The 25,473-nt window shown below is 56.4% G+C and carries 24 protein-coding genes; 11 read left to right on the top strand and 13 right to left on the bottom strand.

Going from position 1 to position 25,473, the window contains the following annotated elements; genetic code table 11:
- Positions 1–154 precede the first annotated feature (154 nt).
- Both smc and CLV84_RS16190 read right to left on the bottom strand, forming a co-directional pair.
- Positions 155–3,709, bottom strand: coding sequence for a chromosome segregation protein SMC (gene smc / locus CLV84_RS16195; RefSeq protein WP_104420801.1), 3,555 nt, complete (start codon positions 3,707–3,709; stop codon positions 155–157).
- A 43-nt stretch (positions 3,710–3,752) separates the two neighbouring features.
- Positions 3,753–4,703: a LysM peptidoglycan-binding domain-containing protein gene (locus CLV84_RS16190; RefSeq protein WP_104420800.1), complete on the bottom strand. Its 951-nt coding sequence runs from the start codon at positions 4,701–4,703 to the stop codon at positions 3,753–3,755.
- A gap of 287 nt (positions 4,704–4,990) precedes the next feature.
- Between CLV84_RS16190 and CLV84_RS16185 the strand changes: the two genes are divergently transcribed.
- The 4 genes from CLV84_RS16185 to CLV84_RS16170 all read left to right on the top strand — a co-directional run bounded on the left by CLV84_RS16185 (position 4,991) and on the right by CLV84_RS16170 (position 10,846).
- A complete protein-coding gene (locus CLV84_RS16185; RefSeq protein WP_104420799.1) occupies positions 4,991–7,555 on the top strand; it encodes an ATP-dependent Clp protease ATP-binding subunit in 2,565 nt (854 codons plus the stop codon).
- A gap of 142 nt (positions 7,556–7,697) precedes the next feature.
- Positions 7,698–8,345, top strand: coding sequence for a translation initiation factor IF-3 (infC, locus tag CLV84_RS16180; RefSeq protein ID WP_211295273.1), 648 nt, complete (start codon positions 7,698–7,700; stop codon positions 8,343–8,345).
- Positions 8,346–8,431: 86 nt separating this feature from the next.
- Positions 8,432–9,055 (top strand): ribosome biogenesis GTP-binding protein YihA/YsxC, encoded by a 624-nt coding sequence (gene yihA / locus CLV84_RS16175; protein ID WP_104420798.1) that lies wholly within the window; start codon positions 8,432–8,434, stop codon positions 9,053–9,055.
- Between the two features lie 33 nt (positions 9,056–9,088).
- On the top strand, positions 9,089–10,846 hold the full coding sequence (locus CLV84_RS16170; RefSeq protein ID WP_104420797.1) for a 1-acyl-sn-glycerol-3-phosphate acyltransferase: 1,758 nt from the start codon (positions 9,089–9,091) through the stop codon (positions 10,844–10,846).
- Here the strand turns inward: CLV84_RS16170 and CLV84_RS16165 are convergent.
- The gene (locus CLV84_RS16165; RefSeq protein ID WP_104420796.1) at positions 10,813–11,478 is read right to left on the bottom strand and encodes a deoxynucleoside kinase; all 666 of its coding nucleotides are present in this window, start codon (positions 11,476–11,478) and stop codon (positions 10,813–10,815) included. The two genes, CLV84_RS16170 and CLV84_RS16165, sit on opposite strands and share 34 nt — an antisense overlap.
- A gap of 14 nt (positions 11,479–11,492) precedes the next feature.
- Here CLV84_RS16165 and folK point away from each other — a divergent pair, with 14 nt between their 5' ends.
- Positions 11,493–11,957, top strand: coding sequence for a 2-amino-4-hydroxy-6-hydroxymethyldihydropteridine diphosphokinase (gene folK, locus CLV84_RS16160; protein WP_170067743.1), 465 nt, complete (start codon positions 11,493–11,495; stop codon positions 11,955–11,957).
- Here the strand turns inward: folK and CLV84_RS16155 are convergent.
- Complete coding sequence (locus CLV84_RS16155) at positions 11,910–12,665, bottom strand: DUF6503 family protein (protein ID WP_146088834.1); 756 nt, start codon at positions 12,663–12,665, stop codon at positions 11,910–11,912. The two genes, folK and CLV84_RS16155, sit on opposite strands and share 48 nt — an antisense overlap.
- Before the next feature lie 40 nt (positions 12,666–12,705).
- Here CLV84_RS16155 and CLV84_RS16150 point away from each other — a divergent pair, with 40 nt between their 5' ends.
- Positions 12,706–13,167: a nuclear transport factor 2 family protein gene (locus CLV84_RS16150; RefSeq protein WP_104420794.1), complete on the top strand. Its 462-nt coding sequence runs from the start codon at positions 12,706–12,708 to the stop codon at positions 13,165–13,167.
- The gene (locus CLV84_RS16145) at positions 13,164–13,643 is read left to right on the top strand and encodes a GNAT family N-acetyltransferase (RefSeq protein ID WP_170067742.1); all 480 of its coding nucleotides are present in this window, start codon (positions 13,164–13,166) and stop codon (positions 13,641–13,643) included. Before CLV84_RS16150 ends, CLV84_RS16145 begins: the two co-directional genes overlap by 4 nt.
- Here the strand turns inward: CLV84_RS16145 and CLV84_RS16140 are convergent.
- A complete protein-coding gene (locus tag CLV84_RS16140) occupies positions 13,632–15,977 on the bottom strand; it encodes a PKD domain-containing protein (RefSeq protein WP_104420792.1) in 2,346 nt (781 codons plus the stop codon). The genes CLV84_RS16145 and CLV84_RS16140 overlap by 12 nt on opposite strands.
- Positions 15,978–16,196: 219 nt before the next feature.
- Here CLV84_RS16140 and CLV84_RS16135 point away from each other — a divergent pair, with 219 nt between their 5' ends.
- From CLV84_RS16135 to CLV84_RS16120, 4 genes are read left to right on the top strand one after another with little or no spacing between them, the layout of a single operon-like run.
- The gene (locus CLV84_RS16135; RefSeq protein WP_104420791.1) at positions 16,197–16,796 is read left to right on the top strand and encodes a Sua5/YciO/YrdC/YwlC family protein; all 600 of its coding nucleotides are present in this window, start codon (positions 16,197–16,199) and stop codon (positions 16,794–16,796) included.
- A 42-nt stretch (positions 16,797–16,838) separates the two neighbouring features.
- Entirely contained in the window at positions 16,839–17,903 is a 1,065-nt protein-coding gene (gene prfA, locus CLV84_RS16130; RefSeq protein ID WP_104420790.1) for a peptide chain release factor 1, read from the top strand.
- A gap of 1 nt (position 17,904) precedes the next feature.
- A complete protein-coding gene (locus CLV84_RS16125) occupies positions 17,905–18,423 on the top strand; it encodes a phosphoglycerate mutase family protein (RefSeq protein WP_104420789.1) in 519 nt (172 codons plus the stop codon).
- A gap of 2 nt (positions 18,424–18,425) precedes the next feature.
- Complete coding sequence (locus tag CLV84_RS16120) at positions 18,426–19,556, top strand: DUF819 family protein (protein WP_104420788.1); 1,131 nt, start codon at positions 18,426–18,428, stop codon at positions 19,554–19,556.
- Here CLV84_RS16120 and CLV84_RS16115 read toward each other — a convergent pair.
- The 8 genes from CLV84_RS16115 to CLV84_RS16080 form a co-directional block, all read right to left on the bottom strand.
- Entirely contained in the window at positions 19,485–20,690 is a 1,206-nt protein-coding gene (locus CLV84_RS16115; RefSeq protein ID WP_245911557.1) for an AI-2E family transporter, read from the bottom strand. The two genes, CLV84_RS16120 and CLV84_RS16115, sit on opposite strands and share 72 nt — an antisense overlap.
- Before the next feature lie 44 nt (positions 20,691–20,734).
- Positions 20,735–21,244, bottom strand: coding sequence for a hypothetical protein (locus CLV84_RS16110; RefSeq protein WP_104420786.1), 510 nt, complete (start codon positions 21,242–21,244; stop codon positions 20,735–20,737).
- A gap of 380 nt (positions 21,245–21,624) precedes the next feature.
- On the bottom strand, positions 21,625–22,131 hold the full coding sequence (locus CLV84_RS16105) for a hypothetical protein (RefSeq protein WP_104420785.1): 507 nt from the start codon (positions 22,129–22,131) through the stop codon (positions 21,625–21,627).
- 17 nt (positions 22,132–22,148) lie between these two features.
- Entirely contained in the window at positions 22,149–22,361 is a 213-nt protein-coding gene (locus CLV84_RS16100; protein WP_104420784.1) for a hypervirulence associated TUDOR domain-containing protein, read from the bottom strand.
- An 89-nt stretch (positions 22,362–22,450) separates the two neighbouring features.
- Positions 22,451–22,915, bottom strand: a complete 465-nt coding sequence (locus tag CLV84_RS16095) for a sll1863 family stress response protein (RefSeq protein ID WP_146088833.1) — start codon at positions 22,913–22,915, stop codon at positions 22,451–22,453.
- Positions 22,916–22,996: 81 nt separating this feature from the next.
- Positions 22,997–23,956, bottom strand: a complete 960-nt coding sequence (locus tag CLV84_RS16090) for a mechanosensitive ion channel family protein (RefSeq protein ID WP_104420782.1) — start codon at positions 23,954–23,956, stop codon at positions 22,997–22,999.
- Between the two features lie 56 nt (positions 23,957–24,012).
- A complete protein-coding gene (locus CLV84_RS16085; protein ID WP_104420781.1) occupies positions 24,013–24,978 on the bottom strand; it encodes a bifunctional heptose 7-phosphate kinase/heptose 1-phosphate adenyltransferase in 966 nt (321 codons plus the stop codon).
- Positions 24,979–24,990: 12 nt separating this feature from the next.
- Complete coding sequence (locus CLV84_RS16080; RefSeq protein ID WP_104420780.1) at positions 24,991–25,413, bottom strand: nucleoside-diphosphate kinase; 423 nt, start codon at positions 25,411–25,413, stop codon at positions 24,991–24,993.
- Positions 25,414–25,473: the final 60 nt, after the last annotated feature.

Here is a 25,473-nt window from a genome sequence, read left to right as displayed (position 1 = left end):
CACGGAAGGCAAAATCTCCGGGCCCTTGGGCGTCCTTTTAGGGTCGCATCGCTCGAGCAGTTTTCTCCAACGAAGCATGGCGGTAAAAGAGACCGTGAAGCCCTTACAATGCTAACCTGACAGCGCAATAGTGGCCCCGGATCCTCGATCGGGCTTACCGGGCGGCGAAGGTGGTACTCCCTTCCAACTCCGTAAACTGGACGGGCACGACGCCGGAGCCACCCTGCTCGGTAGTGTAGACGCCGTAGATGCTGTCCACCGCCTCCATCGTCAGCTTGTTGTGGGTCACGATGATAAACTGGCTGTCCTTGCTGAACTTCTTGATAATCCGATTGAACTTGGCGATGTTGGCATCGTCCAGCGGGGCATCGACCTCGTCGAAAATACAGAAGGGTGCCGGTTTGAGCAGATACAGGGCAAAGAGCAGCGCGGTGGCCGTCAGGGTTTTTTCTCCCCCCGACAACTGGCTGATCGTCTGCGGCCGTTTCCCCTTCGGCTTAGCCACGATTTCGATGTTGGATTCCAGGGGGTTCTCCGGGTCGAGGAGGATCAAGTCGCAGTTGTCGTCCTCGGTGAAGAGGCTGCGGAATACGTCGATGAAGTAGATCCGCACTTGCTCGAAGGCGTGTAGGAACTGAACGGTGGCCGTATCCTCGATCTCCTTGATGGTCTTGATCAGGGTTTCCTTAGCGCTCACGATATCGTCCCGCTGCTCGGTGATGTTGTCGTGGCGCTCCCGCATTTCGTCGTAGGCCTCCACGGCCATGGGGTTGATCTCGCCGTAGTTCCCGATGCGGCTGCGCAGCCGATCGACCTTCATTTCCAGCTCGGCGACGGTCCCGGTCCACTCCTCCACCTCCACCGCGGCCAGTTGTTCCAACGTGAGATCGAATTCGATCTTGAGTCGCTCCTCTACCCCATTGAGTTTGAAGCGAACGTCGGTGAAGCGATCCTTAAGCTGGTTTACCTTCACCTGGGCATCCTGCCGTTGCCGGTTGTCTTTGCGGAGCTCGTCTTCCAGCGCGTTGATCTGGCTGCGGGCTTCGTAGTAGGCTTTCTCGGCCGCGTTGAGGGTGGCCCGGTATTCCTCTTTTTCCGCCTGCATGCGTTCGAGATTACCATCGAGAGTGGCCTCTTGCTCGTCAAATTGCCGGGCTTCCTTTTCCAGTCCCTTCAATTGTTGGCGGTTGTCGACTTCCTGGCCGCGCAGCTCCCGCTCCCGGTTCTGTCGGAACGCCAGCTCGTTCTCCAGTGCCTGCACCCGGTTCTGCTGCTGGATGAAGGCAATGTTTTCCTGGTTGTAGCGAGCACTCGCCTCGGAAAGCGCCTCGCTTAGTTCCTGGTAGCTGGCGTCCGTGCCGCTCACTTGCTCCCGCAGCGTAGCGATGCGCTGTCGCAGTTCCTGCAGCTCCCGATCGATATCGACGTTGCCTGCCTCCAGTGCCAGGGCGTCGGTTTGCAGCCGTTCGTTCTTCGCTTCGGTATCCCGGAAGAAGTTCTGAAACCCTTCCACCTTGGCCTGTACGCCGGCGAAGCGTTGCTGCAACTGGCTGAGCTCCCGCCGGACGGCCTGAATATCGCGATCCGTACGCTGGGCCCGCAACTCGCTCAAGGTAGCCTTCCGCTCGGTGAGTTGCTTCCCCAGCCCCTGCGCCTCTTTCTCCGCCTGCTTGATGGCCTTATCCAACGCTTCCAGGTTTTTCTTCCGTCCGATCTTTTTACCCTCGAAAAGCCCGAGAGATCCACCTGCAACCGAGTAGGGCCGGCGAACGAAACGTCCGTCCTTAGATAGGACCGTTGCGCCGTCGACGGTGGGTTGGGGCAACTCGTCCGTATCGGAGATCGATACGCCATGCAAGAGGCGACGCACCAGTTGGTCGTAGGGTGGGTCAACGGTAAGGACGTCCACGGCGGGCCTACCGGCTGTCGCTCCTGCGTCCGCCGCAAGGAAAGGAGCATCCGCCAGGGCATCCAGCACGAAGAAATTGGCCTTCCCCTTTTGCTGTTCGCTCAGCAGGCGGATGGCAGCCCGGGCCTCCGCGGCGTTGGCCACCAGGTAGTAGTTCAGGTAGGGGTCCAGGTAGTTTTCGATGGCCGCCCGGTATTCCGGCTGCACCAGTAGGACGTCGCCGAGCAACTGGGGTTCGGCCGTCCAGCTACGGTTTTTACTCAAGAAGCGGATCGATTCCGGGTAGCCTTCCAGGCTGTCGATCATGCTTTTGGTCAGTTTGTATTCGTTGCGGCGGGCATCCAGCCCCCGGTTGATCCGGTTCAGTTCCGCCTGCAGGTGTTCGCTGTCGGTGACCACGTCCTCGATGGCCCGCAAACGCTCGGCCTCCTTATCCTCCAGTTGGGTGGCCGCTGCTTCCCGGCCGGAAATAGTACCGGTGAGCTCTTCCAGCAAGGCTTCCAGGTTTTCTCGTTCACCGCGGCGATCCTCCATTTCCGCCTGGTTCCGCTCGACCTGGAAACGGAAGTTCTCGATTTGGTTGCCGTTGATGGCCCGCCGTTTTTCGAGATCGAAAATCTTTCTTTCCTCTTCTTGCTGGATTTTGAGGTGCTCGTCCAGCTTCGACTTCAGCCCGGCGTGTCCCTCCCGTACGTCGGTCAGCTTCGCCTGGGCCGCTAGCCGACCCTGCTGCTGTCCCTCGAGTTGCTCACGGGCCTCGGCCACCAGGGTTTCCGTCTTACCAATCTGTGCCTGGTAATCGGCTATTTCGGTTTCGGCGCGTTGCAACGCCTCGGTGAGTTGGGTGGTCTGCCGGGTCACGAACCCCTTGCGTTGCTGAAGCAGCTGCCGTTCGCTTTCTAAACCGCGGAGCTCGCCGGTCAGGGCATTCAGCTTCCGTTGCCGCTCGCCTACCCGTTGCTCCTTGTCGACGTGCATTTTCCGTGCTTCGTCGAGACTAGCCTCCAACCGGGTGATGCGTTCATCCGTCTGCCGGTAGGACGCCTCGGCCTGTTCGGTTTCCTGCTTCAGTTTTTCGTAGTCGAGCCGGAGTTTTTCCACCCGAATGCCGGTCAGTAGGAGGCTGAGATCGCGGTATTCGCCTTTGAGGTCCCGGTATTTGCGGGCCCGTTTCGCCTGTTTTTCCAGGCTTTTCAGGTTGTTGGTGATCTCGAACAGCAGGTCCTCGATCCGGGCCAGATCCTCCTCGGTGCTTTTCAGTTTATTCAGGCTCTCCTTCTTCCGGTTCTTGTACTTGCTGATTCCGGCGGCCTGCTCGAACATCCTGCGGCGGCTGTTATCCTTATCGGCCAGGATGTCATCGACCATACCTAGGGCGATGATCGCGTAGCTATTGCTGCCAATACCGGTATCGAGAAACAGGTTCCGGATATCCTTCAGTCGGCACTGTACCCCATTCAAACGGTACTCGGAATCGCCGCTGCGGTACAGCATGCGGGTGATGGTGACCGTTTGGTATTCCGTTGGGAGGAGGTCCTTGTTGTTCTCGAAGGTGAGGCTGACCGAGGCCAGGTTCCCCGGCTTCTTCTTTTTGGTACCGTTAAAGATGATCGAAGCCATCTTGTCGAGGCGTAACTCGGAGCCCTTCTGTTCGCCAAGCACCCAACGAATGGCATCGACGATGTTGCTTTTCCCGGACCCGTTGGGACCGACGATACCGATGACGTCGGCGTCGAAATTGACGACCGTCTGATTCGCGAAACTTTTAAAGCCCTTGATATCGAGTTGCTGCAACCGCATATGGCGCGCGAAGGTAAGTCCTTCGTTTAAACTCCCGACCCCTTTACAGATGTCGCGTTCTGACGTAGAACTCTTTGTCCCTGACCCCGAAAGCACGCACGAGCCGCGGGCTGACCACCAATACTACCCGGCTGTCGTAAACCTCCTCGGGGATCCGGGCAACCACTTCGGCGTAGATGGTTTTCCGGCTACGGGGATCCTCGATCTCGATGATGCTGCCGATGGGCGCGGTACGGTGCAGCACCATCCACTTATTTTGGTCGCCCCGGTTCGTCCAGGCGGCCTTGCCGTTGGTGTATTTCAAACGCCGCTCGCTCATGGTCGTATCCCATTCCAGCCGGAGGTCCCGGTTTTGCAGCACATACCGGTCTTCGATCTTGACCTGACTGTCGGGATCGATGCCGTCGATGCGTAGGTACCCGATCGTCAGCACCCGTCCGGGTTCCAGGTCCTGCGGATTAACCCCGGGATTCAATTTGCGAATCAGGCTATCGTTAGGCTGGCTGAGGGTACGACGCGAGAGCCCGTACAGGGTTTCTCCGGGAGACAGACGGTACCGCACGGGCACGTACCAGGCGAGGCTATCCCGGGAAAATGACGGGCGTAGCGCGGCTTTAGGGATGGAAACGGTTACGCGGGTTCCCGGTTTGTACCCCAGCTGCAGCTCCGGGTTAAGGCGGTAAATGTCGTTGAGACTGTGGCCATAAAAGCGTGCCGCACCGTAGAGTGTCTGCCGCGGCGCCAGCTGGTGATCGAAGAGCAGGTGTCCGCTGAGCGCGTCGAAGCGAACGACCACGGTGTCGGACGGCAATAAAAAGTACAGACTGTCACCGGTCGCGCCGGCTTCCGGAGTCGAAAAGCAGGCTGCGAAAAAGAGAAGCAGAAAATATTTCGGGAAGGTACCCATGTGATGGCAGCAGTAAAGCGGATATACTAAATCGTAGACCCAGCGAAGGTAAGGAGAAGCGGGCAGAGCCCCGAACCGGAACTCCATAGTATTTTCTTAAAATTCTGCGGGAACTTTAAGCGTTTGGTAAGTCGTCCGTACCACGCACGGTCCAACCATCTTGGTAGTGCGTTGTTTCAAATGTGTAAGTTTCCGTGGGCGCCAAATTTTTATGGCATCCCAGGGCAAAGTGTCAGGATTTTTTGTCAGTACTTGGTTATTGGCACAGTTCTTTCACTTACGCCTTAACTTTAGGGCAGGAGGTTTTTTTCGGCGCTCAACGTTGCGTCCATACCCCCGCCCCTATCCTTGATTACCCCGACAAAGTTTATTGAATGAATCCTCCACAACGGGAATTTAACCCCGAAATAAAACAGGCCATGGCCCGCGGCAAGCAGGAGGCTGAGAAGATGGGTCACACCTACGTAGGACCCGAACACCTTCTTCTCGGTGTCCTCAGCATGGGCAATACACTGGCCACTAAGGTGCTCAAAAACCTGGCGGTGGATATTGAGACCCTGGCCGACACCCTTCGCGAAAACGTGCAACGTAACGGCGGACAAAGCAGCGGTCACACCATCTCCAAAATGCCGCTTAACGACAAGGCCGACCGCGTACTGAAGGTCACTTTCCTGGAAGCGAAAGCCCTGAAAACGACGCAGGTCAGCCCCGAACACCTAATCCTTTCTATCCTGCGGAATAAGGAACTGCCCGCAACCAAGATCCTGCGGCAGTTCGAAGTGGAATACGAAATTTACAAAGCAGAATTAGACTACGTGAAAGACGAAAAAGATTTTACCGAAGACGAATCCCTGCCGATGAACCAGGCTCCCGGTAGCGGAGAAGAAAGTTTCGAAGACGACGATTCCGGCCGTGGCGGCCAGGGTCGAGGTGCCCGCGGTCAAGGCAATTCTAAATCCCGGACCCCGGTTCTCGATAATTTCGGACGGGATATCACCGCCCTGGCGGAGGAAGATCGCCTCGACCCCATCATCGGACGGGAAACGGAGATCGAACGGGTTTCCCAGATTCTCAGCCGGCGCAAAAAGAACAACCCGATCCTGATCGGTGAGCCCGGTGTCGGTAAGACCGCCATCGTGGAGGGTCTTGCCCTGCGGATCCGCGACCGCAAGGTCAGCCGGACGCTCTTCGACAAGCGCATCGTGATGCTCGACCTCGCCGCACTGGTGGCCGGTACCAAGTACCGCGGTCAGTTCGAGGAACGCATGAAAGCGATCATGACCGAACTCGAAAAAAGTCGTGATGTGATCCTGTTCATCGATGAGATCCATACGATCGTCGGTGCAGGCGGCGCAACCGGCTCCCTGGATGCGAGCAATATCTTCAAGCCCGCCCTGGCGCGGGGCGAACTGCAGTGCATCGGTGCCTCCACCCTCGACGAATACCGTCAGCACATCGAGAAAGACGGTGCGCTCGACCGCCGCTTCCAGAAGGTACTCGTCAATCCGCCCAGCGCCGAGGAAGCCGTTCACATCCTCAATAACATCAAGCCTAAGTACGAGGACTTCCACAACGTCAACTACTCCGACGACGCGATTGAAGCCTGTGTCAAACTGAGCGATCGGTACATCACCGACCGGTTCCTGCCCGATAAAGCCATCGACGTTCTCGACGAAGTCGGTGCCCGTACTCACCTCAAGAACATCACCGTTCCCGAGCACATCGAGGAAGTGGAAAAGAAGATCGAGGAGGTCAAGGAGCAAAAGAACGCGGCGGTAAAAAATCAGCAGTACGAACGGGCTGCCGACCTGCGCGACCAAGAAAGCAAGCTCCAACGCCAGCTGGAAGACGCCAAGAAGCAGTGGGAAGAAGAAGCGAAGACCAAGCGCTATCCCGTTGATGAGGAAGATATCGCCGAAGTCGTCAGCATGATGACCGGCATCCCCGTACGCCGCGTGGCGCAGAACGAGAGCAAGAAGCTCGTTGGGATGGAGAAAGACCTGCAGTCGGTGATCATCGGCCAGGACAACGCCATTACCAAGGTAACCAAGGCCATCCAGCGGAACCGCGTCGGCCTGAAAGATCCGAAGAAGCCCATCGGTACCTTCATCTTCCTTGGCCCCACCGGCGTAGGTAAAACGGAGTTGGCCAAGGCACTTGCCAAGTACATTTTCGACAGCGAGGAGAGCCTCATCCGTATCGACATGTCCGAGTACATGGAGAAGTTCAGCGTCAGCCGGCTCATCGGTGCCCCTCCGGGTTACGTCGGTTACGAAGAAGGCGGCCAGCTGACCGAAAAGGTTCGCCGCAAGCCCTACAGCGTCATCCTGCTGGACGAGATCGAGAAGGCACACCCCGACGTGTACAACATCCTGCTCCAGGTACTGGACGACGGACAGTTGACCGACGGCATGGGGCGCAAGGTGGACTTCAAGAACACCATGATCATCATGACCTCCAACATCGGGGTTCGTCAACTTAAGGATTTCGGACAGGGGGTTGGTTTCGCGACCAAGGCCCGTACCGAGAATGCCGAGGAAAACAGCAAATCGGTCATCAACAGTGCGTTGAAGCGGACCTTCTCGCCGGAGTTTCTTAACCGAATCGACGACGTGGTTATTTTCAATAGCCTGGGACAGGAAGAAATCTTCCGCATCATCGACATCGCGCTTTCGGACCTCTACAAGCGACTGGACGGGCTGGAATTCACCCTCGAGTTGGCCGAAGATGCCAAAAAGTTCGTGGCTGAAAAAGGCTTCGATCCCCAGTTTGGCGCTCGACCGCTGCACCGCGCGATCCAGAAATACATCGAGGATCCGCTCGCGGAATTCATCCTGAACAACAATCCCGACGGCGGTGCGTCCCTCGTCGCGAAGTTGAACGAGGAAGGCGACGGACTCGTTATCGCTCAGCAGGAGGTAGTGACCTCCGAGAAATAAGGTTCCGCTCCTTCGAAGGTCCGGTCCGGCCCAGACGCCGGGGCGGACCTTCGCTTTTGGGCTAAATTACCCATCGACGGAGGTATGTTTGAACTTTACCCTATTCCATACTTTTACATTTTATAACTTAATTAACCATCTATTGGCAAAGAGAAGAGGCGGCGGCCGCAACCGCTACACGCGCAGAGAAGACACCACTCCCCAATTTCGGATCAACGATATGATCCGGGTACCCGAGGTTCGCCTGGTCGGCGATAACCTGGAAGACATCTCTAAGGAGATTGGTACCAAACTCGAAGGCGGTACCGTGTTCGATACCCGGCAAGTAAAGGGATGGGGTCGCGACCTTGGCCTTGACTTGGTGGAAATCAGCCCCAATGCCAGTCCTCCCGTAGTTCGCCTGACCGATTACAAGAAATTTCTCTACGAGAAAAAGCGGAAGGAAAAAGAAATCCGCAACAAGGCGGTCAAGACGGTTATCAAGGAAGTCCGCTTTGGCCCCAATACGGACGATCACGATTTTGACTTTAAAGTACGCCACGCCCGCGGCTTCCTGGAAGACGGTGCGAAGGTGAAGGCCTACGTCCATTTCCGGGGTCGCTCCATCGTGTTTAAAGATCGGGGCGAGCTGCTGCTGCTTCGTTTCATGAAGGAACTGGAAGACCTGGGTGCCGCCGAGGCCATGCCCAAGATGGAAGGCCGGCGCATGAACGTCATCATCAGCCCTAAAAAGGTCCAAAAGAAATCGAAGTCGAAGTCCCAGGCGGATGGCGACGACGATGATGAGTAACGATTACACCGTAAAAGATGTCGCGCCCGTCCAATCCCATTGGACGGGCGTGCTTGATTTAAGATACCCCGAATAACACCCTTTCCTTGCCAGAGATTCATACGTCCACATTCGCTTCCTCCCACGCCCGGGTTCACCAAGCGCCAAACGACGGACGCCCCGAATTCGCCTTCATAGGTCGCAGCAACGTCGGCAAGAGTAGCCTGATTAATATGTTGACCCAGCGCAAAGAGCTGGCACATACCAGCGGCAAGCCCGGTAAAACTCAACTACTGAATTATTACCTGATCAACGATAGCTGGTACCTTACCGACCTGCCGGGTTATGGCTACGCCAAGCAAAGCAAAAAGACCCGGGCCAAATGGGAGTCGCGAACGGAAAAGTACTTCCTCAATCGCCAAACGCTGGTTACTTCCTTCGTTTTGATCGATAGCAATATCCCCCCCCAGGCAATAGACCTGGAGTTCGTCAACTGGCTAGGCGAGAACGGCGTGCCTTTCGCTATCGCCTTTACCAAAACGGACCGGAAGAAAGCCCGCGGCGGTACCCACCTGGATGCATTCAAGGCCGCGCTCTTGGAATATTGGGAAGAACTCCCCCCGGTATTCGAGACAAGCGCTTTAAAGGAAACCGGCCGCGACGAAATGCTGGCTTACGTGGAATCCGCCTTAAATGAGGTAAATTGGCCTTTCCAGCAAAGCAGGGAATGAGCACATTCTACTGCTTAGCAACCTTATAGTTACATGAGTGCGACTCCGGTAAACAACAGACTTCCCCCCCCCTCATTTGAACGGGAGAGCCGACCCTACGACCACACGGTCCCCGAACTCGCCAAGTGGGAAATCTACCGCTTGAGCGAGGATCGCCAAGCGTTCATCCGTACGCTCGAGGAAGCCAGCAGCAAGCGTATCCTGCAGGAAAGCGGTGATAACCTCACCGACGTCCTGAGCAAAACGGTCTTCAGCGAGCAGGAACGGACCCGGGCCGAACCCTGGAAAGTGGATCCGCCGAACGAGCGGCGCTACTGGAAACGCCAGGCCAAACTCCTCGCCACCCAGTCTTTGGACGAAGACGAGCCCACTACCGCAGAGGAAGCCGCTCACGCTATTCTCCACCGAATCGTCAGGCGGTACGCCGATGAAATCGTCGGCACCTTCAAGATACCCACCTTCCGATTTGCCCGCCGGTTTCTTACCTTCTTTTTCGGTCGGTTATTAAATGCCGCCGACGGACGGACCTTCACCAGCCTCTTCAGTAAGAAGATCCTGCTGCAGGAAAAGCTGCTGGTACGCGGCTACGTGGATCAGGTCCGCAAGTTAAGTCGGAAAGGGACCGTCATCCTGGTTCCCACCCACTTCAGCAATCTCGATAGCATCCTGATTGGCTACGCCCTCGACCAGGTGGCGGGCTTGGAAGCCATGGCCTTCGGCGCCGGTCTGAACCTCTACAATACCGGCTACACGGCCTACTTCATGAACCGACTCGGGGCCTACCGCGTCGACCGCCGCAAGCAGAATCCGATCTATATGACCACGCTCAAAACGATGAGCCGGCTCATTATTCAGCGGGGCGTTCCCTCCCTCTTCTTTCCCGGAGGGACCCGCTCCCGATCCGGAGCCCTGGAAACCAAGCTCAAGTTAGGCCTACTGGGTACCGCAGTAGAGGCTCAGCGTGCGCGCTATCAGGAGGGGCGCGACGATAAGGTGTTTATCGTACCGGTCGTACTTAGCTACCCCTTCGTGTTGGAAGCCCAATTCCTCATCGAGCAACACCTCCGCCGGGAAGGACAGGACCGCTACATCAAACCCAAGGATAGCTTTCACAGCCTGCGTAGCATCATGAAGTTCGTCTGGGGCGTATTCAGCAAGGGCAACGAAATCACGATTTCCCTGGGCCAACCGATGGACGTGGTGGGTAACCGGGTAGACGAGGACGGGAAAAGCTACGCACCCAGCGGTCGCCACGTTTCAACCCGCGAGTACTTTCGCGATCAGTACGGAAAAATCAATGCGGACCTCCAGCGGGAAAGCGAATATACCCGGCTGCTGGCAAGCCGGATCGTCGAACGGTACCACGCAGATGGTATCGTACTGCCGAGCCACCTGATCAGCTACGCTGCTTTCGCCATTCTGGAGCGCACCTTCCCCAAGGACGACCTCTATGCCCTCCTTCGGCTACCGGCGGAAGACTTCTATTTCCATCATGCTCCGCTCGTTGAAGTGGTCGAGCAACTCCGCGACATCCTGCTTCAAATGGAGCTGGAGGATCGGGTCAAGGTGAGCGGCGAATTGCGCAATCCAGGCGAAAAGATCATTTCACTCGGGGTCGACAGCATCGGAAATTACCACATCGACAAGCCATTAAGCTACGATACGCGCGGCCACATTGTCAGTGATAATTTTTCCATGCTGCACTATTACCACAATCGGTTGTCGACCTATAACCTCAAGCGAAAGGTCCGCTGGCCTCAGAACATGATCGGTGACGAACGGAAAGAATGAAGCTCAAGGGTCTGTACTCCCGGCTTCACCTCCCCAGTGATGCCCTCCACCAATCGTTCGAAAAGTGCTTCGTCTTCGGTAAAGTTCTCTTCCCCGAGTTCTACGAGCAGGATCGGAATGTCCTTGACGCTGCGTAGATAGTCCAGATATACCTGCTGAACGGAATGCAGGTAGTCGTCCTTCATTTCTTGCTCGTAGCTTCGGCCCCGCCGGCGGATATTCGCCTGTAGGGCCGCTACCGGCCGGTGCAGATAAACGATCAAGTCGGGCTTGGGAAAGGCACCGTCGAGGGCCCGGAACAGCCTGGTGAAGAGCCGAAATTCCTGTTCACTCAGACTGTTCCGCGCAAACAGCATCGTTTTAACAAACAGGTAATCCGCCACGGTGCCGCGGCTAAACAGCTCCGGCGTGCTAAGTTCTGCTTGCAACTGCTTGTGTCGTTCCGCCATGAAGAACAACTCCACGGGAAAGGCGTAGCGCTCGGGGTCACGGTAAAACAAGGGTAGAAAGGGGTTATCGCTGAATTCCTCCAGCACCAGGCGGTGATTGAATCGTTCGGCCAGCATGCGGGCCAGGGTGGTTTTGCCGGCCCCTATGTTTCCCTCGATAACTAGGTAGGAAGGTAATGTCATGTGTAACTTTGAGCGTGGCAAAACTAACGCTATCCCTCGGATCCAATCTCGGCAACCGGGATCAATACCTAGCGCAAGCCCGTGAGCGCTTGTCCGCTGCTTTGGGGCAGGTAGTCTACGCCAGTGACGTCATCACTACCCCACCCTGGGGCTTGCTGGCCCAGCAGGATTTCCGTAACCAGGTCTTGGTCATCGACCTTGGTTTCCCGACGGCGAGTGGCGGCATTCGGGAACAGCTTCACCGGATTCTCGAGGTAACCCAAACCATCGAATGCGACCTAGAACGAGTCCGCCACCACAAGTGGGGTCCGCGAACCCTGGATATCGATATCATTTTCGTGGACGATCTGATCTACGAGGACGAGCGAATTAGCCTTCCCCACCCCTGGTGGTGGTACCGGTCCTTTGTAAAGGACCTTCTGCCCGGCGGCTTACTGGATCCGCACGGCCGCGTTCTGGATGCGGGACAACTCAGGTAATTCCCCCGCGAGGAAGCGTTCCGCAATTCGGTCGATGCCACGGTCATCTCCGTCCAGCCCGTAATTGACGTAGTCCTGGACCAGCACGCCGTCCACCCTTCGCTTGTTTACCGCCTCGCGAAAACGAATTCCCCCCTCATCGGCCTCGAAGGTGTAGGCGAGGTAATCCAGTTCTCCGGTAACCTGGTTGAAAAAGTAGTGGTAGACATCCTCGTGATCCTCGCCCCCGCCCTCCTCGTCGAAGGTGATGCGCACCCGGTCATACGCCCGCCCCGCGATGGTGGCCGTATCCAGCAGCCGGGCCTGTACCGCGGGATCGGAAAGCCCGTACGGCAACACGAAGAAGTAACGCACACTGTTGACGGAAGCCGCGTAAGCCGCGCTATCTTTGCTGGTGAGGGTTTGTACGCTGTCGTTTCGGTAGCGGACCAGTCCTTCGTTCGTCAGAACGTCGCGAACGGCATTCCCCAAGCTGTCGGCAAACGTTCGGGTATAGGTGAATCGGCCATTGCGCTGTTCGATTCCGTAGTCGCGTTCCCGGAAAGTAAAATGTATTTGAACGCTGTCGAAGCCCTCCATACCGTGGGCGCGGACCGCTCGCGCAAGCACTTTCGCTTCCGGGTTGGCATCCGTTTCGGGCGACGGCGCGCAGGAGCCAAGCCATCCCAAGAGGCCAACGTACAGAGGTAGTAGACGGTATAGCTGCATGGAAAACTAGACTTTTCGCCGGCCGCCGTGTTCTCTTACCATGAAAAACTGGTTGGTCACCTTATTTTGCGCGGTTTGGCTTTACACCTGCGGTCCCCCGCAAGATAAGTCAGCCGCATCGGAGCTGGACCAAATTGAGCAGGCAGAAACCGTTTTCACCCAGGCGTACCAGGAGCTGGACGCCGCGGTGATGGACCGGGTACTTGCCGATGACTACACGGTGGAATATCCCAGTGAACAAGCCGGAAAATCGAGACGGCAGTGGATCGGTGAGCTGCAGGGCCTGCGGTCAGTCTTTCCGGCACTGCGAATCGAGGTAGACAGCAGCGAGATCACGGCTGTCGAAGCGGACTACACGGTAACCGCTAAGCGGACCTTTATCTGGAATCAGGAGGGTACCGAAGGGCGCTACGCGGAGCGGTATACCAACTACTGGCAACGGGACGCCGGGCGATGGCGCCTCTACCGTTCCCGGATCGCACCGGAAATACCGTTGCAATGATCCGGCTTCTCCAACCCGCTCGCCGGGAAATCGCGGAACTCTACCGTTCAGCCACCTACCGCGGATTTCCGTTGGAGGAGGACGCCATCCCTTCCCGCGTTATCGTGGATCAGGCGATACGAACGGCGGATACCTCCGACCTCGGTTACCGGTGGAGCGTGCCCTTCCTGATCCTGTTCGAACCGACGGCATGCATCGCGGGCAGTATAGGTGGGAAGGGATTGCTGGAAGGAGAAGAGGAGGTGGAACTGGGGTATAACGTTGCCCTTAATTACCGGCGTAAGGGCATCGCTACCCGCGCGATCGGGCAAATGTGCGCGTTGGCAAAAGCAGACGCGCTGGGCCTATTAGCGCACGTGGAAACCGGCAACCACCCGTCCCGCCGGGCCCTGTTGCATAACGGATTCGTCCTGGATGAAATCGTACGATTACCGGCGAGTTTAGACCTGGAGCGGTGGACGTGGTCAGCGGATTAACACCACGCCCCCCTTGAAGCTTTCCGGTTCTCCCTCCGCGTTGGTAAACGTAACGTCCCACAGATACCCACCCGCCGGGCTGGAGGTCCCTTCGAAGGTGCCGTCCCAGGTCGCCTCGAAATCGCCGGTCTCGAAGATCTTTTCTCCCCACCGGTTCCAGATACGGAGCTGATAGTCCGTGGCACCGGCGAATATGCCTTTAGGTTTCCAGTTGTCATTCAGGCCGTCACCGTTGGGGGTAAAGGCGTTCGGGGCGTTAAAGGTGTTTTGCAGGTACATCCGCAAATCCTTGGTGAGCGTATCCAAACAGCCACTGGGGTGGGTTACGACCTGAGTGACGCTAAGGGTGGTAGTGTCCCGTAGCCGGTAGGTGAAATTGGGGCCGGGAGAACTGAACAGAGCTTCACCGCCACCGTCGGAAATGAAATAGCGCTGAGCGACGGCATCACGGCTGCGGTCGATGATCTCTACGTCGGGAAAGATATTGGAGGGTTGTTCCGGCGAAAAAATGAAATCCGCAGTCGGACTGTCCCGGACGTCGACCAATTGCCGGAACGTGGTATCCACGAAGCATCCAAGTGGACTGGTAATCGATAAAGAAACATCGTACACGCCCGCGGTTTCGTAGATATGGGTCGGATCGCGTTGGTCGGATACGCCGCCGTCGCCAAACTGCCAGTCAAAGAGGTAATCGTCGTTGATGGGGGTAGAGCGATTGATGAATAGATTACTGTAGGGCACGCATCCGAAGGCATCCTGGGGCTCGAGCAGGATGGTGCGGGGGGCCGGAAAGTACTCCACGTTACGGACCACGTCATCCTGGCAGCCGTTTTCGTCGGTTATAGTCAGTCGGGCGGGAAATTCCCCGGGAACTCGGTAGAGGTGGGTCGGATCGTCCCGGAAGGATCGGTCGGTATTATCCCCGAAGTCCCAATCGTAGGTGACGATGCGCTGGTTCCCGTCCGTAGTGGATAGATTGACGAAATCGATTGGTTTCGGTTCGCAGACGACCTCGCTCGAGGTAAACTCTGCCGTGAGGTCAGGAAAAACGCCAAGGAGAAACACCGCGGTATCCTTACAGTTATCGGCGAACGATTCCCGGTTGAGGAGCATCACCCCTTCGTAGACACCGACTTGTTGAATATTGGTCGCGAAGTTGCGGTCGGACCCGGTGAGCAGTTCTCCCCCCGGTCCGACCATTTCCCAATCGTAGCTGGTGATGGAAGTGACTAGCGTGCTTTCGTTAATGATGGTGTTCGGGCCGGGGCCGCACTGGCGAATAAAAAAGCGACCCTGTTCGTCGATTTCCGTTTCCTGCAGATCGGCCGTGACCGTGTTCCCGCAGCGACTGACACTGAGCTGGAATTCCCGCTTCGTTTCGCTCAACAATACCGGGTTCGGCCCGCGCGTCCATTCCTCGACGCAGACGCCCAGCACGTGGGTTCCGGGATAGATCGGTACCCCGCTAAGTTCCCCGGTGACCGGATCGATGTTAAGGATTGACCCCACGCCAAGCTGATCGTTCGTGCTGTAGGTGGGTCCTACCCAGGGAACCGAAGCGTAGGGGTAAGGACTTTCCCGGATCGGCACGATGTCGTCGAAGGGGCTCGGGGTAGCCGGGCCGTTCCGCCCACCGTTGTCGGTTCCGCCTCCGAGCTTCGGGTCGCAGAAATTGTATACCAAGCTGTCGCCGTTGCTGTCGGTGGCCCCGAGATCGATCCGGAACTCCTCGTTGATGCAGATCGCGATTGGCGGATCGATATTGAAATCCGGGCTCGTGTTGCAACGTTGCTGGGCCACGGGGCTGATCTGGATGAAGTAAGTGGCTCCGATTTGCCGCGGGTTGAGTACGTTTCGGATGGATTCGTTGCGACAGCAACGCTGGTAAACGAAGGTGTAGGTCTCATCCGAAACGGGCAATTCCGTGATGAAGGTGTAAATGCCGATCTCCTGACAAATCGGTTCATTGATGACCAGGCACGGGTTCCCCAGGTTGATGGGTACCGGATCGAAACGGGAGAGATTGATGGGAAAGGTTTCCCGGTAATAATCATCCCCGACGTAAATACTGATATGGCCGTCCGCACTGCGCACATCCGGTGTCTGTCGCGGATCGTTGCCATCGAAAAGGGCGCCTTCCCCGATACAATCCCGGTACATATTAATGGTGATCCGGTAGCGCATCACACCGGAACTGGGATCGTTATCCCGGAAGCCGAGGCATTCATAGTGAAATTCCCCCCCTACGATGTGATCGGCCAGTAAACCGGCCGGTAAAAGGATCGCGCAGAGCAAGGCGACGATACCCGAGCGTATGGCGGCAAAAGTTTGCAAAGGGAATATTTTGGTGTAATACAATCTACGGGGCAAAATACAGTTTCCTAAACGGAAGATTTATCCGCAGCATCTATTGAGCTTGTCGGATAGACGTCTCTGAGCCCCTTATGTTGTTTGCGCCTCTTATTATGGCATGATTAGTCCCAAAAACACCGACCGCTTTATGCTTTCAAACCCCTTTTTCTTCTATTGAAGAAGAAGGCTCACTAATCATGAATGAATATTCGAACGAACTTTACTCCTTCTATACAGCATCAATTACCACTCCGCGGCACTGGCGCGTTATCTACCCTAAAGGCAGGCGGTTTGGTACTCCTACCAACGTCCAACCTGTGGCAGATGGTAGTGGATGCGCGCAAAACCAGTTCGGTACATCAGCTGCTGCAAGCCTGCCCACCGACGAAGCGAAACCAGCCGGAACTCATTTTCGCCGACCGGGAAACCCTGGTGAGCTGGTTCCCACACATTCATCCGAAGCTCGACACCCTCTTCGTTTACCACGGCCGGGCGTTGACCGTTCGGCTACGAGCCAGTGCCCAGGTTCCGATCGCCCTCATCGACAGCAACGACGAAGTAAACGTCCGCTTGGCCATGGATTCGTTTTGTTACCGCCTCTGCGAAGACCTGGAAGGCCCCTTGCTGGCATCTTTTGCCATGGGACCAGGACAGCAAAGCCTGCCAACCCGCTTCGGACAGATCAACTCCGACGTACTCCGACGGGCTGATTTCACCGTGATGCGCCGCCAAAAGGAAACCCTCGCCAGCCGCCCCGCCGTCCGCGTAAGGATGGAAGGCGACGAATTGGAGTTTCTCTAGGCCGCTGCCGTATCTTGGGCCGCCGCAGACAAAGGCGCGCCCATGATCGACCAGCTCGAAGCTATATATCACCGTTTTAAGGACCTGGAAGTCCAGTTGTCCGATCCCGAGATCATCGTGGATCAGGACAAATTCACCCGGGTGAACAAGGAGTACGGCAAACTCAAACCGATTGCCGATACTTACCTCGTGTACCGGGATCTCCTGGACAATCTGGCGACCAGCGAATCGATGCGCAAGGACCCCGATCCGGAAATGCGGGAAATGGCCCAGCTCGAGTATGAGGAACTGAAGGAACGCAAGGAAGACCTTGACGACCGGGTCAAGGTGATGCTGATTCCGAAAGACCCCGAAGACGAACGCGACATCATCATGGAGATCCGCGGCGGAACGGGTGGCGACGAAGCCGCGCTGTTTGCCGGGGATCTCTTTGACATGTACAAGCGGTACGCCGAAACCCAGGGCTGGAAGATCGAGATCATCGATGAAAACGAAGGCACCGCCGGCGGCTATTCCAAGGTAGTTTTCGAAATACACGGCGACGACGTGTACAGCAATATGAAATTTGAGTCCGGCGTCCACCGGGTTCAGCGCGTTCCGAAAACGGAAAGCCAGGGGCGTGTCCACACCTCGGCGGCAACGGTTGCCGTCCTGGCTAAGGTAGAAGAACAGGACATTAACATCAACAAAGCCGACCTGAAAATAGACACCTTCCGGGCGTCCGGTGCCGGCGGTCAGCACGTAAACAAGACCGAGTCGGCGATCCGGATTACCCACTTGCCCACCGGCATCGTATCGGAAAGCCAGGACGGGCGTAGCCAGCATAAGAACAAGGAAATCGCCATGGCGCAGCTGTATCGCCGCATCAAGGAGGCCCGCGATACGGCCGCCGCGGACGAGCTCGCCAGTACCCGGAAATCGCTCGTCGGCAGCGGCGACCGAAGCGAAAAGATTCGTACCTACAACTATCCCCAGAACCGGGTCACCGATCATCGGATAAACCTTACCTTACATAGTCTCGACAAGGTCATTGCCGGCAACCTCGAACCCGTAATCGAAGGACTCCAGGTGGCCGAGAACAGTCAGAAAATGAAGGAAGGCATCTAATATGAGAGTACTTTTTCTGTTTGCGTGTCTGCTCCTGTGCTCCATTTCGTGCAACACCTCGCGAGCGGAACACGACGAAGTAGTTTCCGAACCGCTCACCACGGTCATTCTCGTCCGTCACGCCGAAAAAGATTTCGGTGACGACCCCGACCTGACCCCCGCCGGCCAGGAACGCGCCGCCCTGCTCGCCGAAATGCTCCGGAACACCCAACTGGACGCCGTATACAGCACCGACACCAAACGAACCCGACAAACCGCCACCCCCACCGCCGAGGCCCACGACCTTTCGGTCAGCATTTACGACGCGGGCGAGCTCCAGGTCGTTTCGAACCGCATCGCCCGTAAACACCGGGGAGGAACCATACTCGTGGTAGGTCACAGCAATACCACTCCCGCCCTGGCCAACCACCTGACGGATTCCGACGCTCACCCCCGCTTCAGCGAACTTGACTACGGGAACCTGCTGGTGGTGACCCTCCCCCCGGCCGGTACGCCCCGGGTACTTCAACTTCGGTACTAGTTTTGCCGGTTTCCGACCTGCTGAGCCTGAGCCTCGCCGTCTTATTCCCCATTGTGGCCATCCTGGCCACGCGGCGGCGCTGGGTCCCCGAATGGAGCAGCAGCATCATTCTTTGCTACGGTGCCGGCATCCTGATTGCTAACCTGCGCGGGTGGGAAATTAACGGTCCGCTACTGGAGGCCATTGCCGGCGGAAGTATGCTGGTGGGGTTGCCCCTCTTGCTCTTCAGCGTTCGGGTACGTGACCTGCTCCGGTTCGGTAAACCGATGTTGTTTTCTTTTCTATTATGCTGCCTTGCGGGGGTATGCGCTACGGGACTGACCGCCCTGTACGCTCAGGCACAGGTAGAGGATGTCTGGCAAATCGCGGGCATGCTAACCGGTCTGTACACCGGTGGCACCCCCAACGTCCAGGCAATTGGCCTTGCCCTTGAGGCACCCGCAGAATACGTGGTGCTGATCCAGGCAGCAGACGTACTGCTTGGCGGTGCATACCTTCTTGGCCTCCTCACCATCCTGCCCGCCCTGTACGGCAAAATTTTTTCTCCTTCCCCCGTCACGCCGGACCAGGAACCGGTGCAGAACCTATCCGATCCCCCCGCTACGTGGAGCAGGTGGGTCAAACAATTGCTGGCGGGCCTATCCGTCACCGCCGCCGGCTTCTTAACCACGCGAGCGGTTACGGGAGCCTGGTTCGACCCTACCGCGCTCATCCTGTTCATTACTACCCTTTCCATCGTCCTGGCCCTGTCGGGGGCGACCCGCCGAATCGGCAATTCCTATGCCCTCGGAGAATATTTCGTGTTAATTTTCTGCGTGGCCCTGGGCCTCCTGGCGGATTTCCGGCAGCTCGCGGAGGATGGTCTGGACCTGCTGTACTTTTCAGCTATTGCGCTGACGCTCACCATCCTGGTTCACCTACTGCTGGCCAAGCTTTTTCGCGTCGACCGGGATACCGTTATCCTAAGTTCCGTCGCGGCGCTTTACGGACCGGTTTTCGTCGTTCAGGTTGCGACGGCAATCCGGAATACGCGGCTGCTTCCGGCGGGAATAGCCGTCTCCCTAGTCGGGTTCGGAATCGGAAACTACCTGGGAATTGGACTTGCTTACGCGCTTCGTTGGATGGTGGGGTGAGCGCCGTTTCCGGAACAAACTCAGTGAAGACTTCCCGCTAAAGATATTCGACAACCGGTATTTCGGCTCGTTGTATTCGTCCAGAAACCGGTCCGATTGCTCGTATAGATCATCGCTGAGTAACAGTGCGACCGGTCGTAGAGGCTCGATGTGGGTAAGGATGATACGGACGATGGCAAGGAACGGGATAGCAATAATGACGCCGGGCAATCCCCAAAAGATACTACCCAGAATGACGGACATGATCGCGGCGAGAGCATTCAGTTTCACGCTGCTTCCCAGGACCTTGGGCGTGATGAAATTCCCTTCTACGAACTGTACGGTTGCGTACAGTAATACGACCGCGAGGGGCTGCCAGATCGATTCCGTAGTGGCGATGGCGAAAACGAACGGTAAAAGGCCGCCGATCACCGTGCCGATGTACGGAACGACGGCGAGAATCGCGGCCAAAAAACCCCAAACCAAATAGTAATCGATGCCGATGAAAAACAGTCCCAGGCTGTTCAACACTCCCAGGATAAGCATTACTAACCCCATCCCACCGAGATAGCTCTTGGCCACTTGCTGGATTTCGTTGAGCGTTTCCAAACCCTCCGTTTGATCGCTGTTCCGAAGCTGGCCGAGCACGAAGTTCTTCATCGCACCCCGGTACAGCAGAAAAAAGAAGGTGTAGATCATTACCAGCGAAAAATTAGCCAGTAGCACCCCGCTGGTTGACAATCCGGTGGATAGAATTCCCAAAGGTTGATCGCTGACGCTGGTAATGGCTTCATCGATGTAGGCCTCCACTTCCTCTCCCGAAATACCGAAGCGACCGCCACCGTATTCCGCCCACTCGTAGAAGGTTTCCTGAAGGCCCGAATAGATATCGTCCGCCTCCGTCAGAATCGCCTGGATCTGGTTGAAAAAGAACAACAGGACGCCGAGCACGACCACTCCGGCAGTAAATAGCGTCAGCACCACCGAAAAGATGCGGCTATTGATCAGCACCTCAAAGCGATAACAGATCGGCTTGAGCATCAGGGAAAAAAACAGGCCGAAAGCAATAGGTATAAAAAAGGAACTGCCTGCGTATAGTGTGTAAAGCACTATGCACAGGCAGATTAGAACGTAGGCGAGCCGGTCGAACCGCATGGTGGTGGTGGAACTCCGGCCCGGGTTGGCGCTGGCTCTTGGCATTAATCTTCGGGCGCTCCGCCCCGCTTATAGTATTGCATAAATACAAAACCGATAATGACCACGAATACCAGGGTTTCCATCGCAACGAAGAAACTGTTCATCATGGCATCACCGAAACTGGTGTTGTCGTTGAGAAATTGCTCGAAACCGAGTTCGGGATTAAAAGCACTCAGGGAAATGTTCAGCACCGCGATGACCGCCGTGGCCCATATCCCGATGCGAAACATGAGTCCGATCTCCGTTTTGAAAACCTCCTGCCCCCGGTAGATCGACTCGGCGTACGTTTTGGTTGCGTACCAAACGATGGGAATGATCAATAAGTGCTTGGAGAACCGGACCGACATCGGTACATCGACGTACAGTTGGTTGACAATTAGCAGGTAAACGCTGACGAGTAGGCCCAAAATGATCCCGTATTTACGGCCTTCCTTGGAAACATTAAAGGAAGAAGATGCCGGGGCATCCAGATGGGGCGGGTTCTCTTTGGCCGGTGAACTAGTCGGAGTCATCTTTTTAGAAAGTTAATTCGGGGTAAAGGTAGAAATTAAGCTAGATAATTTTTCGGTAAGCCCTTCAATTGTGGCACCTCGGGGCGAATACCCGGCAGGAAGGGTTTTGCCAAATCGAATGGGTGGCTTCACCCGCCTGTCCGCTCGCTAGGCCAGTTGCCGGAACCACTGAATCGGGTTAAACCTAACCACAACACGAATAAGCACGGCGCAAGATTCGCCGGGAGTGGTAAGGGGGCGGCAAGCGCAGGTGAATTGCCGGTTCCGGGGACTTGCTTCCCCTTAGCTCATAGCAGCAATTGCCCGGCAATCCGCCCGCAAGTGTTCGCCGTCGGGAGGAGAAATGGATGTGCTAACTGGCTCCCCCGGACGGCAAAAACTTATTTCTTATCGAGATCGTAGTGGTCGTTGAAATCCTGGGGCACCGTTTTAAACCGATCCGCCCGGTTCACCCAAATGAGGACTTCCCGGTGCTGCTTTTGCAGGAGCTCTTTGGCGAAATCGATCAGTTGGGTGTTTCCCAGGGCGTGCTCGTACCCATTGCTGATACCCCGCTCGTTCTCGTGGGCAAGTTCTGCCAGTTCGGCGGTGTTCTTACTCTGTAGGGCTTGGTTGAGGCGCCCTTCGTTCTTTTTGAGATAGGTTTCCGCGGAACGGGAGGGGGTATGAACCCCGCCGGACATATCTGATAGTATCTCGTTGACCGTCTCTAACATCCCGTCGTGGTATTCAGCCAAGCGGGTAAAGTAGCCGGATCCGGTATCGTCTCCCTGTTCCATGGCATCGGCGATATCCCGGTAGTAGCCGGAGGATTGCCGGTGCAGCATCGCAATTTCGTTTAGCGTAGCATCAGTGCCTTCCGGCCTTATTTCGGCGGATGGTTTCATGTCTGAATTATTGTCCATTAATCTGCTTTTTCAACTTCGGATTCCAGCTTCAATACCTTACTTCCGTCGTCTTGTTTTATCAAAAGGGCCTTGTTACCGGATTCTCCCTTGCGGGTAACCTTATTGCCTTCAATGGTCCGGGATACCTCCTCCGTAAAGGTCTCTTCGACCTTACCGGTGGCACTTCCATTGCCCCATTTCCACGTGACTTTGCTGCCTTTTCTGATCATTTGGGAAGGTTTAGGATAAAATAAAGACCCGGTGGAGGGGAATGGTTACCTGACTCCACCGGGTCGATTCGGTTAAGATTTATGCTTGGTTAGTCCAGATCGCCTTCCGGATCAAGACTACGCTCGATGTTGGTCATGAGCTCGTCGGATTCACGTTTGAAGTCCATCCAGCCTTGCTCGACGTCACCTTCAAAGTCACTCCAGCCGGCTTCCCAATTGGCGCCTACGCGGTCCATACGGCGATCAAGGTCGTCGCGGTAGCCTTCGAGTTCGGCGTACTCTTCTTCCATTTCGGCGCGTGCCTCGGCGGAAGCAGATTCCATCTCGGTTTCGAGCTCGTTCATCCGGTTATCGACGTTCGTGCGGGCCTCGCGGAACCCACGTTCGAATTCGTCGCTTTCTTCACGGACTTCAGCCCCCATGTTGGACAGCGCGTTTTCGGTTTCGTACTCAACCTGATCGGCGGCGTTGTCAGCTGGGCTGTTTTCAGCACAACTGTAAAAAAGGCCACCCATACTGAGGAGCAATGCGAGGGATAATGTGCGGATTTTCATAATGTAAATTTTGATTAACGTTTAGGGAGTGTGAGAAAAAAGAGCGGACAGTTATTGCTGCTCGTTTAAAAATAAAACAGCCTATTCAGAGTGATGTTCGCTTTCGCCGTTTTCGGTTTCCGCTTTAACATTATTCTCCCGACTAAGCATTTCGCTGAGCTTCTCTCCCCCTTTAATACCAAAATCCAGGGTACGAATCGGGAACGGAATCATGATGTCATTGCTATCGTAGACGCGCTTAATGGCCATTATCGCCTCGCTCTGGGCGGATAGATAATCGGCCTGCCCCGTCTTGCGATCCGCGATCCAGAACCGGAGCGTGTAGTTGATGGAGCTGTTGCCGAACTCGTTAAAGAACAGTTGCACCTCCTTGCTGGTGTCGTAGGGTACGGAGTCCTTTATAGCTTGAATCGTCAATTCCTTAACTTTGGCCAGGTCGTCACCGTAGCTCACGCCGCAACTTAGATCCACGCGGCGCATCCCATACTTGTTGTAATTCTTGATCGGTTCCTGGGCAACGGTTTTATTGGGAATCAGTACTTCCTGCCCCTGGAGGGTCATTAGAATGGTGTTCCGGAGATTAACCTTCTGCACTTTCCCGAAAAAGCCGCCCACTTCGATCAGGTCTCCCTCCCGGAACAGGTTTCGAATGGAGAGCATGATACCGCTGAAGAGGTTGAGGATGGGATCCTGAAACGCCAGGCCGAGTGCCAGGCCAATGACCCCCGCCGCACCGAGCAGGCTGGCAACCACTCCGGTAAGTTGCAAGACGGAGAGGGTGAGAAAAAGAAAGGCCAGGACCAGCAGGGCCGTTAGGATGGATGCGAGCAGGCCGGCTACCGTTGAGTCGTGTACTAGCCGCCGACTTACCCGGTCGATGTACCGCTTGGCAACCTTAGTGACGATGAACCCGATGAAGATGACGATGATCGCCAGGAGAATATTCGGCAGGTGCTTCAATAGGCTGGCCCACCAGGTCTGCAACTCATCGATGAGCGGCTGAAAATCCAACTCAAGTCCAAAAACTTCAAATAGGTACATAAAAGGTATTCCGGGTTATCGCAATTCCCGGTATAACCCCCGATAACAATATGTGTTCATGCCTCGGCGGCCCAGTCCTGCCGCAATGCCTCCAGATCGACGGCCACCACCCCGGGTTTGGCGATCACTTGCGCTCCAGCCAAATTGGCAAGACGCGCTATTCGGGTAAGGTCCATTCCGGCAGCTAATCCACAGGCGGCCACGCCGATGACCGTATCCCCCGCCCCGCTAACGTCCGCGATTCGGCGGGCCCGGGTAGGATGGATGGCCGAATGGGTTCCGTCGTGGGTGTAGATTCCGTATTCCGACAGGGTGATCATCACCCGCTTACAGGCCAGACGCGCGAAGATCAGGGCTGCGGCGCGGTCCAGGCTTTGCACGTCCGGGGTTACCGCAAAATCGCATTGCTGCTGAATTTCCCGCAGGTTGGGTTTGAACAGGTCTACCCCGTTGTAGCTCCAAAAATTTCGAACTTTGGGGTCGACGGCTACCGGAATCTTCGCGGTTGCGGCCCAGCTGGTTACTTGACGGATCACTTCCGCGGTCAGCACCCCCTTATTGTAGTCCTGTAGTATGATCAGGTCGACCTGACCGCTACGAATATGCTCCCGGATGGCCCCTAACAACCCTTCCTCAACGGTAGGAGCAAGGTCTTCGGTGGATTCCCGGTCGATGCGGAGCAGTTGCTGGTCCTGGGCGATTACCCGGGTCTTGACCGTGGTGGGTCGACTAGCGTCGGTTACCAGAGGAGCATCTCCGATGCCGTGCTCACGGAGGGCCCTACCCAGAAGGCCGGCGTTTTCGTCGGCCCCCATTACACCTGCGGTCGTCGCCCCCGCCCCCAAAGCCACCAGGTTCAGCGCTACGTTCCCCGCCCCGCCCAGGCGATCCTCCTGCCGCCGGTAACGAAGTACGGGTACCGGGGCCTCCGGACTAATACGCTCCACACTTCCGCTGAGGTACCGGTCCAGCATAAGGTCACCGACAACCAGTGCGCGAAGGGTGGAGAAATCCAGGAGCATACGAGCGGGAGACTATGCGAAGATCTCCGTACCGGCGAAATGGAAACTTCCCTCGATGTCGGCGTTCTCGTCGCTGTCGCTGCCATGGACGGCATTTTCACCGATGCTGGTGGCATATTTGGCGCGAATGGTGCCCTCAGCCGCTTCTTCGGGGTTGGTCGCGCCGATCAGGGTACGGAAATCGGCCACGGCGTTTTCTTTTTCCAGAATCGCCGCCACGATCGGGCCACTGCTCATGAAGTCGACCAACTCGTCATAAAAGGGCCGCCCCCGGTGTACGGCGTAAAACGCACCGGCCTTCTCCTGGCTCAAGCGGGTGTACTTCATCGCAACGATGCGGAAACCGGCGGCGTTGATCTGCTCGAGAATGGCGCCAATGTGACCGTTTCGAACGGCATCGGGCTTGATCATGGTAAAGGTGCGGTTGGTAGCCATAGAAGGGATATTTTAAGTTCCGGGGGGCAAAAGTAGGAAGTTTTGGCCGGCACACCATTT

Origin of the sequence: Neolewinella xylanilytica (assembly GCF_002934605.1) — a bacterium.
Lineage (GTDB): Bacteria > Bacteroidota > Bacteroidia > Chitinophagales > Saprospiraceae > Neolewinella > Neolewinella xylanilytica.
This window is presented reverse-complemented; position numbering and strand designations above follow the sequence as displayed.

Excerpts from the sequence above, each read along its gene's own strand:
- CLV84_RS16105 (WP_104420785.1), bottom strand. The coding sequence starts at position 22,131 with ATGAAACCATCCGCCGAAATAAGGCCGGAAGGCACTGATGCTACGCTA.
- CLV84_RS16165 (WP_104420796.1), bottom strand. The coding sequence starts at position 11,478 with ATGACATTACCTTCCTACCTAGTTATCGAGGGAAACATAGGGGCCGGC.
- CLV84_RS16170 (WP_104420797.1), top strand. The coding sequence starts at position 9,089 with ATGAGTGCGACTCCGGTAAACAACAGACTTCCCCCCCCCTCATTTGAA.
- CLV84_RS16190 (WP_104420800.1), bottom strand. The coding sequence starts at position 4,703 with ATGGAGTTCCGGTTCGGGGCTCTGCCCGCTTCTCCTTACCTTCGCTGG.
- prfA (WP_104420790.1), top strand. The coding sequence starts at position 16,839 with ATGATCGACCAGCTCGAAGCTATATATCACCGTTTTAAGGACCTGGAA.
- smc (WP_104420801.1), bottom strand. The coding sequence starts at position 3,709 with ATGCGGTTGCAGCAACTCGATATCAAGGGCTTTAAAAGTTTCGCGAAT.
- CLV84_RS16125 (WP_104420789.1), top strand. The coding sequence starts at position 17,905 with ATGAGAGTACTTTTTCTGTTTGCGTGTCTGCTCCTGTGCTCCATTTCG.
- CLV84_RS16080 (WP_104420780.1), bottom strand. The coding sequence starts at position 25,413 with ATGGCTACCAACCGCACCTTTACCATGATCAAGCCCGATGCCGTTCGA.
- CLV84_RS16150 (WP_104420794.1), top strand. The coding sequence starts at position 12,706 with ATGAAAAACTGGTTGGTCACCTTATTTTGCGCGGTTTGGCTTTACACC.
- CLV84_RS16135 (WP_104420791.1), top strand. The coding sequence starts at position 16,197 with ATGAATATTCGAACGAACTTTACTCCTTCTATACAGCATCAATTACCA.
- CLV84_RS16155 (WP_146088834.1), bottom strand. The coding sequence starts at position 12,665 with ATGCAGCTATACCGTCTACTACCTCTGTACGTTGGCCTCTTGGGATGG.
- CLV84_RS16110 (WP_104420786.1), bottom strand. The coding sequence starts at position 21,244 with ATGACTCCGACTAGTTCACCGGCCAAAGAGAACCCGCCCCATCTGGAT.
- CLV84_RS16095 (WP_146088833.1), bottom strand. The coding sequence starts at position 22,915 with ATGAAAATCCGCACATTATCCCTCGCATTGCTCCTCAGTATGGGTGGC.
- CLV84_RS16085 (WP_104420781.1), bottom strand. The coding sequence starts at position 24,978 with ATGCTCCTGGATTTCTCCACCCTTCGCGCACTGGTTGTCGGTGACCTT.
- CLV84_RS16145 (WP_170067742.1), top strand. The coding sequence starts at position 13,164 with ATGATCCGGCTTCTCCAACCCGCTCGCCGGGAAATCGCGGAACTCTAC.
- CLV84_RS16115 (WP_245911557.1), bottom strand. The coding sequence starts at position 20,690 with ATGCGGTTCGACCGGCTCGCCTACGTTCTAATCTGCCTGTGCATAGTG.
- CLV84_RS16100 (WP_104420784.1), bottom strand. The coding sequence starts at position 22,361 with ATGATCAGAAAAGGCAGCAAAGTCACGTGGAAATGGGGCAATGGAAGT.
- CLV84_RS16090 (WP_104420782.1), bottom strand. The coding sequence starts at position 23,956 with ATGTACCTATTTGAAGTTTTTGGACTTGAGTTGGATTTTCAGCCGCTC.
- CLV84_RS16185 (WP_104420799.1), top strand. The coding sequence starts at position 4,991 with ATGAATCCTCCACAACGGGAATTTAACCCCGAAATAAAACAGGCCATG.